General features: G+C 56.5%; 5 protein-coding genes and 1 pseudogene. 3 read left to right on the top strand and 3 right to left on the bottom strand.

Features of this window, described 5'->3' with window-relative positions; all coding sequences use genetic code 11:
* Positions 1-69: 69 nt before the first annotated feature.
* From R8O10_RS23530 to intI1, 3 genes are all read right to left on the bottom strand, one after another.
* A complete protein-coding gene (locus tag R8O10_RS23530; protein ID WP_001138073.1) occupies positions 70-3,042 on the bottom strand; it encodes a Tn3 family transposase in 2,973 nt (990 codons plus the stop codon).
* A gap of 2 nt (positions 3,043-3,044) precedes the next feature.
* On the bottom strand, positions 3,045-3,602 hold the full coding sequence (locus tag R8O10_RS23525) for a recombinase family protein (RefSeq protein WP_001162012.1): 558 nt from the start codon (positions 3,600-3,602) through the stop codon (positions 3,045-3,047).
* Between the two features lie 296 nt (positions 3,603-3,898).
* Positions 3,899-4,912: a class 1 integron integrase IntI1 gene (intI1, locus tag R8O10_RS23520; RefSeq protein WP_000845048.1), complete on the bottom strand. Its 1,014-nt coding sequence runs from the start codon at positions 4,910-4,912 to the stop codon at positions 3,899-3,901.
* A gap of 155 nt (positions 4,913-5,067) precedes the next feature.
* On the opposite strand from intI1, the gene dfrA16 reads away from it, so the two are divergent.
* The 3 genes and pseudogenes from dfrA16 to R8O10_RS23505 form a co-directional block, all read left to right on the top strand.
* Complete coding sequence (gene dfrA16, locus R8O10_RS23515; protein ID WP_032490158.1) at positions 5,068-5,541, top strand: trimethoprim-resistant dihydrofolate reductase DfrA16; 474 nt, start codon at positions 5,068-5,070, stop codon at positions 5,539-5,541.
* Between the two features lie 104 nt (positions 5,542-5,645).
* A pseudogene (locus R8O10_RS23510) lies at positions 5,646-6,484 on the top strand (AadA family aminoglycoside 3''-O-nucleotidyltransferase).
* Between the two features lie 116 nt (positions 6,485-6,600).
* The coding region (locus tag R8O10_RS23505; RefSeq protein ID WP_001981783.1) for a DMT family transporter at positions 6,601-6,819 on the top strand (219 nt) is incomplete at its 3' end.

The following is a 6,819-nucleotide window of genomic DNA, read 5'->3' as shown; positions in this document are numbered from 1 at the left end:
CCGAATGAAAGCCTGTCCTCAGCATAGTACTGGGAAGGAGGGAGTGACCATCTCATTAAATAAAGCACGCTAAGCCGGTGGCAGCGGTCGCAATGGCCTAAACTTCCCCGCACCGACCTTGGCGCTGCTGCGCCATAGGTAATCGCCGGTCAGGTTGATGTGCTCCCACCCCAGCGGCGACAGATATTGCAACAATGTGTCGTCCAGCGCCGTGCCGTTGCCACGCAAAGCACTGGTGGCACGCTCCAGATATACCGTGTTCCACAACACGATGGCCGCCGTCACCAGATTGAGGCCGCTGGCCCGGTAGCGCTGCTGCTCAAAACTGCGGTCGCGGATTTCACCCAATCGGTAGAAGAAGACCGCCCTGGCCAGCGCGTTGCGCGCCTCGCCCTTATTCAGCCCCGCATGGACGCGGCGGCGCAGCTCCACGCTTTGCAGCCAATCCAAAATGAACAGCGTGCGCTCGATGCGCCCCAGCTCGCGCAACGCCACGGCCAAGCCGTTCTGGCGCGGGTAGCTGCCGAGTTTGCGCAGCATCAGCGAAGCCGTTACCGTGCCTTGCTTGATGGAGGTGGCCAGCCGCAGAATTTCATCCCAATGGGCGCGTATTTGCTTGATGTTCAGCCTGTCGCTGCTAATCATCGGCTTGAGCGCGTCATAGGCGGCATCGCCCTTGGGGATGAATAGCTTGGTTTCGCCCAAGTCACGGATACGCGGCGCGAAGCGAAATCCCAGCAAATGCATCAAGCCAAACACGTGATCGGTGAAGCCTGCCGTGTCGGTGTAGTGTTCCTCGATGCGCAAGTCCGACTCGTGGTACAGCAGGCCATCAAGCACGTAAGTTGAATCACGAATGCCCACGTTGACCACCTTGGCACTGAAGGGCGCGTACTGGTCGGAGATATGGGTGTAGAAAGTCCGTCCTGGACTGCTTCCATACTTCGGGTTGATATGACCAGTGCTTTCTGCTTTGCTGCCGGTTCTGAAGTTCTGGCCGTCCGACGATGACGTGGTGCCGTCACCCCAGTTGCCGGCGAAGGGTTGCCGAAACTGCGCATTCACCAGCTCGGCCAGCGCCGTCGAATAGGTTTCATCGCGGATGTGCCAGGCTTGCAGCCAAGACAGCTTGGCGTAGGTGGTGCCAGGGCAGGACTCGGCCATTTTGGTCAGACCCAGGTTGATCGCGTCGGCCAGGATCGTCGTCAACAGCAAGGTTTTGTCCTTGGCCGTGTCGCTGGTCTTCAGGTGTGTGAAGTGGCGGGTGAAGCCCGTCCATTCATCGACCTCCATCAGCAACTCGGTGATTTTGAGGTGCGGCAGCAGCATAGCTGTCTGGTCGATCATGGCTTGCGCGGCGTCTGGTACTGCCGCGTCCAGCGGCGTGATCTTCAGGCCTGACGCGGTGGTGATGATGGCATCCGGTAAGTCGTTGGCCGCAGCCATGCGGTTGACTGTGGCGAGTTGCGCCTCCAACAATTCCAACCGGTCATGCAGGTATTGGTCGCAGTCGGTGGCCACTGCCAGCGGCAATTCGCTGGCCAGCTTCAAAGTGGCGAACTTCTCGACCGGCACCAGGTATTCGTCGAAGTCCTTGAACTGGCGAGAACCCTGCACCCAGACATCACCGGAGCGCAGCGCGTTCTTCAGCTCCGACAGGGCGCATAACTCGTAGTAACGCCGGTCGATGCCGTCGTCGGTCAGAACCAGCTTTGCCCAGCGCGGCTTGATGAATGCGGTTGGCGCATCGGCGGGCACCTTGCGCGCGCTGTCGCTGTTCATGCCGCGCAGCATGTCGATGGCATCGAGCACACCCTTGGCGGCGGGCGCAGCCCGCAATTTGAGCACGCCCAGGAACTGCGGCGCGTAGCGGCGTAGCGTGGCATAGCTTTCACCGATGTGGTGCAGGAAATCAAAGTCGGCAGGCCGCGCCAATGTTTGCGCTTCGGTGACGCTGGCGGCGAAGGTGTCCCAGGGCATAACGGCCTCGATGGCGGCGAACGGATCGCTGCCGCTTTGCTTGGCCTCAATCAACGCTTGACCGATGCGCCCATACATCCGCACCTTGTCGTTGATCGCCTTGCCGGAAGCCTGGAACTGCTGCTGATGCTTGTTCTTGGCCGCGTTGAACAGCTTGCCGATGATGCGATCGTGAAGGTCGATGATTTCATCGGTGACGGTGGCCATGCCTTCGATGGCCAGCGCTACCAGCGTGGCATAGCGTCGTTGCACCTCGAACTTTGCCAGATCAGCAGGCGTCATCTGGCCACCTTCACGAGCGATTTTGAGCAGGCGGTTCTGGTGAACCTGCCGCTCGATGCCTGCGGGCAGATCAAGTGCTTGCCAGGATTTCAGGCGCTCAATATGTTCGAGCATGTGGCGAGAGTTCGGTTTGGCAGGCGACTGGCGCAGCCATGCCAGCCACGTCACTTTACTGCCGTCCTTGCGCTTGAGAAGTTCGTCCAGGCGCTGACGGTGGGGTGATAACAAAGAATCGGTCAGCGCCGCGTAAATGCGTCGGTTGGCACGGGTGATGGCCTCGGCGCTTGCGCGCTCGATGGCATTCATGGCGGGCAGGATAATGCTCTGCCGCCGCAGATTCTCGACAAGTGCGCTCGCCAGCACGATGCCTTTGTCGGTCTGCAAGGCCAGCTCGGTCAATGTATGCACGGCTTGCCGATAGTGGCTCATGGTGAAGGGCTTGAACCCAAAAACCGTTTGCAGCTCGACCAAGTGCTCCCGCCGTGTCTGTTCGCGCTGGCCGTACTCGCTCCAACTTTCCACTGGCATCTTGAGTTGCGCGGCCACCATGCGCAACAGGGGCGGAAACGGAGGCTCATCGACGCCCAAAAAGGTGCCAGGGAATCGCAAGTAGCAAAGCTGCACAGCGAAGCCCAATCGATTCGCGGCGCCGCGACGCTGACGGATCACCGACAGGTCGGTTTCGTTGAACGTGTAGTGCCGTATCAGTTCGTCTTTGGCATCTGGCAGTGCCAGCAGGCTTTCGCGCTCGGTGGCGGACAGGATTGAGCGGCGTGGCATGGTCAGTCTTCCCGCAGGTACTGGTACAAGGTTTCGCGGCTGATGCCGAAGTCACGGGCCACCAAGGTTTTTTGGTCGCCTGCCGCAACTCGCCGTTTCAACTCGGCAATTTGTTCGCTGTTCAGCGATTTCTTTCGTCCCCGGTAGGCACCGCGCTGCTTGGCCAGCACGATTCCCTCGCGCTGACGTTCGCGGATCAGGGCGCGCTCGAACTCAGCGAAGGCTCCCATGACCGACAGCATCAGATTGGCCATCGGTGAGTCCTCGCCGGTGAACTTCAGCCCTTCTTTGACGAACTCCATGCGCACGCCCCGTTGTGTCAGCCCTTGGACGATGCGGCGCAGGTCATCAAGGTTGCGTGCCAGCCTGTCCATGCTATGCACCACCACGGTGTCGCCCTCGCGGACGAAGGCCAGCAGCCTTTCCAGCTCGGGACGCTGGGTGTCCTTGCCAGAAGCCTTGTCGGTGAACACCCGCGCCACCTGAACACCCTCCAATTGCCGTTCCGGGTTCTGGTCGAAGCTGCTGACGCGGACATAGCCGATGCGTTGACCTTGCAAGATGCCTCCAAAGGCAAAAGTGTCAGGATGAAATCTATTACCTTTGACGGAATATGTCAATCAATAGGAAATTTAACTCTATTCTGACATCGTTTGTCGTTTTCAGAAGACGGCTGCACTGAACGTCAGAAGCCGACTGCACTATAGCAGCGGAGGGGTTGGATCCATCAGGCAACGACGGGCTGCTGCCGGCCATCAGCGGACGCAGGGAGGACTTTCCGCAACCGGCCGTTCGATGCGGCACCGATGGCCTTCGCGCAGGGGTAGTGAATCCGCCAGGATTGACTTGCGCTGCCCTACCTCTCACTAGTGAGGGGCGGCAGCGCATCAAGCGGTGAGCGCACTCCGGCACCGCCAACTTTCAGCACATGCGTGTAAATCATCGTCGTAGAGACGTCGGAATGGCCGAGCAGATCCTGCACGGTTCGAATGTCGTAACCGCTGCGGAGCAAGGCCGTCGCGAACGAGTGGCGGAGGGTGTGCGGTGTGGCGGGCTTCGTGATGCCTGCTTGTTCTACGGCACGTTTGAAGGCGCGCTGAAAGGTCTGGTCATACATGTGATGGCGACGCACGACACCGCTCCGTGGATCGGTCGAATGCGTGTGCTGCGCAAAAACCCAGAACCACGGCCAGGAATGCCCGGCGCGCGGATACTTCCGCTCAAGGGCGTCGGGAAGCGCAACGCCGCTGCGGCCCTCGGCCTGGTCCTTCAGCCACCATGCCCGTGCACGCGACAGCTGCTCGCGCAGGCTGGGTGCCAAGCTCTCGGGTAACATCAAGGCCCGATCCTTGGAGCCCTTGCCCTCCCGCACGATGATCGTGCCGTGATCGAAATCCAGATCCTTGACCCGCAGTTGCAAACCCTCACTGATCCGCATGCCCGTTCCATACAGAAGCTGGGCGAACAAACGATGCTCGCCTTCCAGAAAACCGAGGATGCGAACCACTTCATCCGGGGTCAGCACCACCGGCAAGCGCCGCGACGGCCGAGGTCTTCCGATCTCCTGAAGCCAGGGCAGATCCGTGCACAGCACCTTGCCGTAGAAGAACAGCAAGGCCGCCAATGCCTGACGATGCGTGGAGACCGAAACCTTGCGCTCGTTCGCCAGCCAGGACAGAAATGCCTCGACTTCGCTGCTGCCCAAGGTTGCCGGGTGACGCACACCGTGGAAACGGATGAAGGCACGAACCCAGTGGACATAAGCCTGTTCGGTTCGTAAACTGTAATGCAAGTAGCGTATGCGCTCACGCAACTGGTCCAGAACCTTGACCGAACGCAGCGGTGGTAACGGCGCAGTGGCGGTTTTCATGGCTTGTTATGACTGTTTTTTTGTACAGTCTATGCCTCGGGCATCCAAGCAGCAAGCGCGTTACGCCGTGGGTCGATGTTTGATGTTATGGAGCAGCAACGATGTTACGCAGCAGGGCAGTCGCCCTAAAACAAAGTTAACTCGAGGGAGAAATCGTGAAGTTATCACTAATGGCTGCCAAGTCGAAGAACGGTATTATCGGTAATGGACCAGATATTCCATGGAGCGCCAAAGGCGAGCAACTTCTATTTAAGGCAATTACATATAATCAATGGCTTTTAGTTGGACGCAAAACTTTTGAGTCAATGGGCGCTCTCCCAAATCGAAAGTATGCAGTTGTAACTCGCTCTAATTTTTCTACGAATGATGAGGGTGTAATGGTTTTCTCCTCAATTCAGGATGCCTTAATAAATTTAGAGGAAATCACGGATCATGTTATCGTTTCTGGTGGTGGTGAAATATACAAAAGCTTGATTTCCAAAGTAGATACTTTGCATATTTCAACAGTCGACATCGAGCGAGATGGAGACATAGTTTTTCCTGAAATCCCAGATACATTCAAGTTGGTATTTGAGCAAGATTTCGAGTCTAACATTAACTATTGTTATCAAATCTGGCAAAAGAGTTAACAAGCGCCTGCAATCTGACCTCCGGTTACTGTCACCTTTTTTTGCGGTGGAGCTGCAAAAAAGGCGCCATTAACCTCCGGCAGTTGAGGCGGGCGTTAGACATCATGAGGGTAGCGGTGACCATCGAAATTTCGAACCAACTATCAGAGGTGCTAAGCGTCATTGAGCGCCATCTGGAATCAACGTTGCTGGCCGTGCATTTGTACGGCTCCGCAGTGGATGGCGGCCTGAAGCCATACAGCGATATTGATTTGTTGGTTACTGTGGCCGTAAAGCTTGATGAAACGACGCGGCGAGCATTGCTCAATGACCTTATGGAGGCTTCGGCTTTCCCTGGCGAGAGCGAGACGCTCCGCGCTATAGAAGTCACCCTTGTCGTGCATGACGACATCATCCCGTGGCGTTATCCGGCTAAGCGCGAGCTGCAATTTGGAGAATGGCAGCGCAATGACATTCTTGCGGGTATCTTCGAGCCAGCCATGATCGACATTGATCTAGCTATCCTGCTTACAAAAGCAAGAGAACATAGCGTTGCCTTGGTAGGTCCGGCAGCGGAGGAATTCTTTGACCCGGTTCCTGAACAGGATCTATTCGAGGCGCTGAGGGAAACCTTGAAGCTATGGAACTCGCAGCCCGACTGGGCCGGCGATGAGCGAAATGTAGTGCTTACGTTGTCCCGCATTTGGTACAGCGCAATAACCGGCAAAATCGCGCCGAAGGATGTCGCTGCCGACTGGGCAATAAAACGCCTACCTGCCCAGTATCAGCCCGTCTTACTTGAAGCTAAGCAAGCTTATCTGGGACAAAAAGAAGATCACTTGGCCTCACGCGCAGATCACTTGGAAGAATTTATTCGCTTTGTGAAAGGCGAGATCATCAAGTCAGTTGGTAAATGATGTCTAACAATTCGTTCAAGCCGACCGCGCTACGCGCGGCGGCTTAACTCCGGCGTTAGATGCACTAAGCACATAATTGCTCACAGCCAAACTATCAGGTCAAGTCTGCTTTTATTATTTTTAAGCGTGCATAATAAGCCCTACACAAATTGGGAGATATATCATGAAAGGCTGGCTTTTTCTTGTTATCGCAATAGTTGGCGAAGTAATCGCAACATCCGCATTAAAATCTAGCGAGGGCTTTACTAAGCTTGCCCCTTCCGCCGTTGTCATAATCGGTTATGGCATCGCATTTTATTTTCTTTCTCTGGTTCTGAAATCCATCCCTGTCGGTGTTGCTTATGCAGTCTGGTCGGGACTCGGCGTCGTCATAATTACAGCC

Origin of the sequence: Vibrio sp. 1727 (assembly GCF_033344415.1) — a bacterium.
GTDB classification, from domain to species: domain Bacteria; phylum Pseudomonadota; class Gammaproteobacteria; order Enterobacterales; family Vibrionaceae; genus Vibrio; species Vibrio alginolyticus.
This window is presented reverse-complemented; position numbering and strand designations above follow the sequence as displayed.

Excerpts from the sequence above, each read along its gene's own strand:
- intI1 (WP_000845048.1), bottom strand. The coding sequence starts at position 4,912 with ATGAAAACCGCCACTGCGCCGTTACCACCGCTGCGTTCGGTCAAGGTT.
- R8O10_RS23530 (WP_001138073.1), bottom strand. The coding sequence starts at position 3,042 with ATGCCACGCCGCTCAATCCTGTCCGCCACCGAGCGCGAAAGCCTGCTG.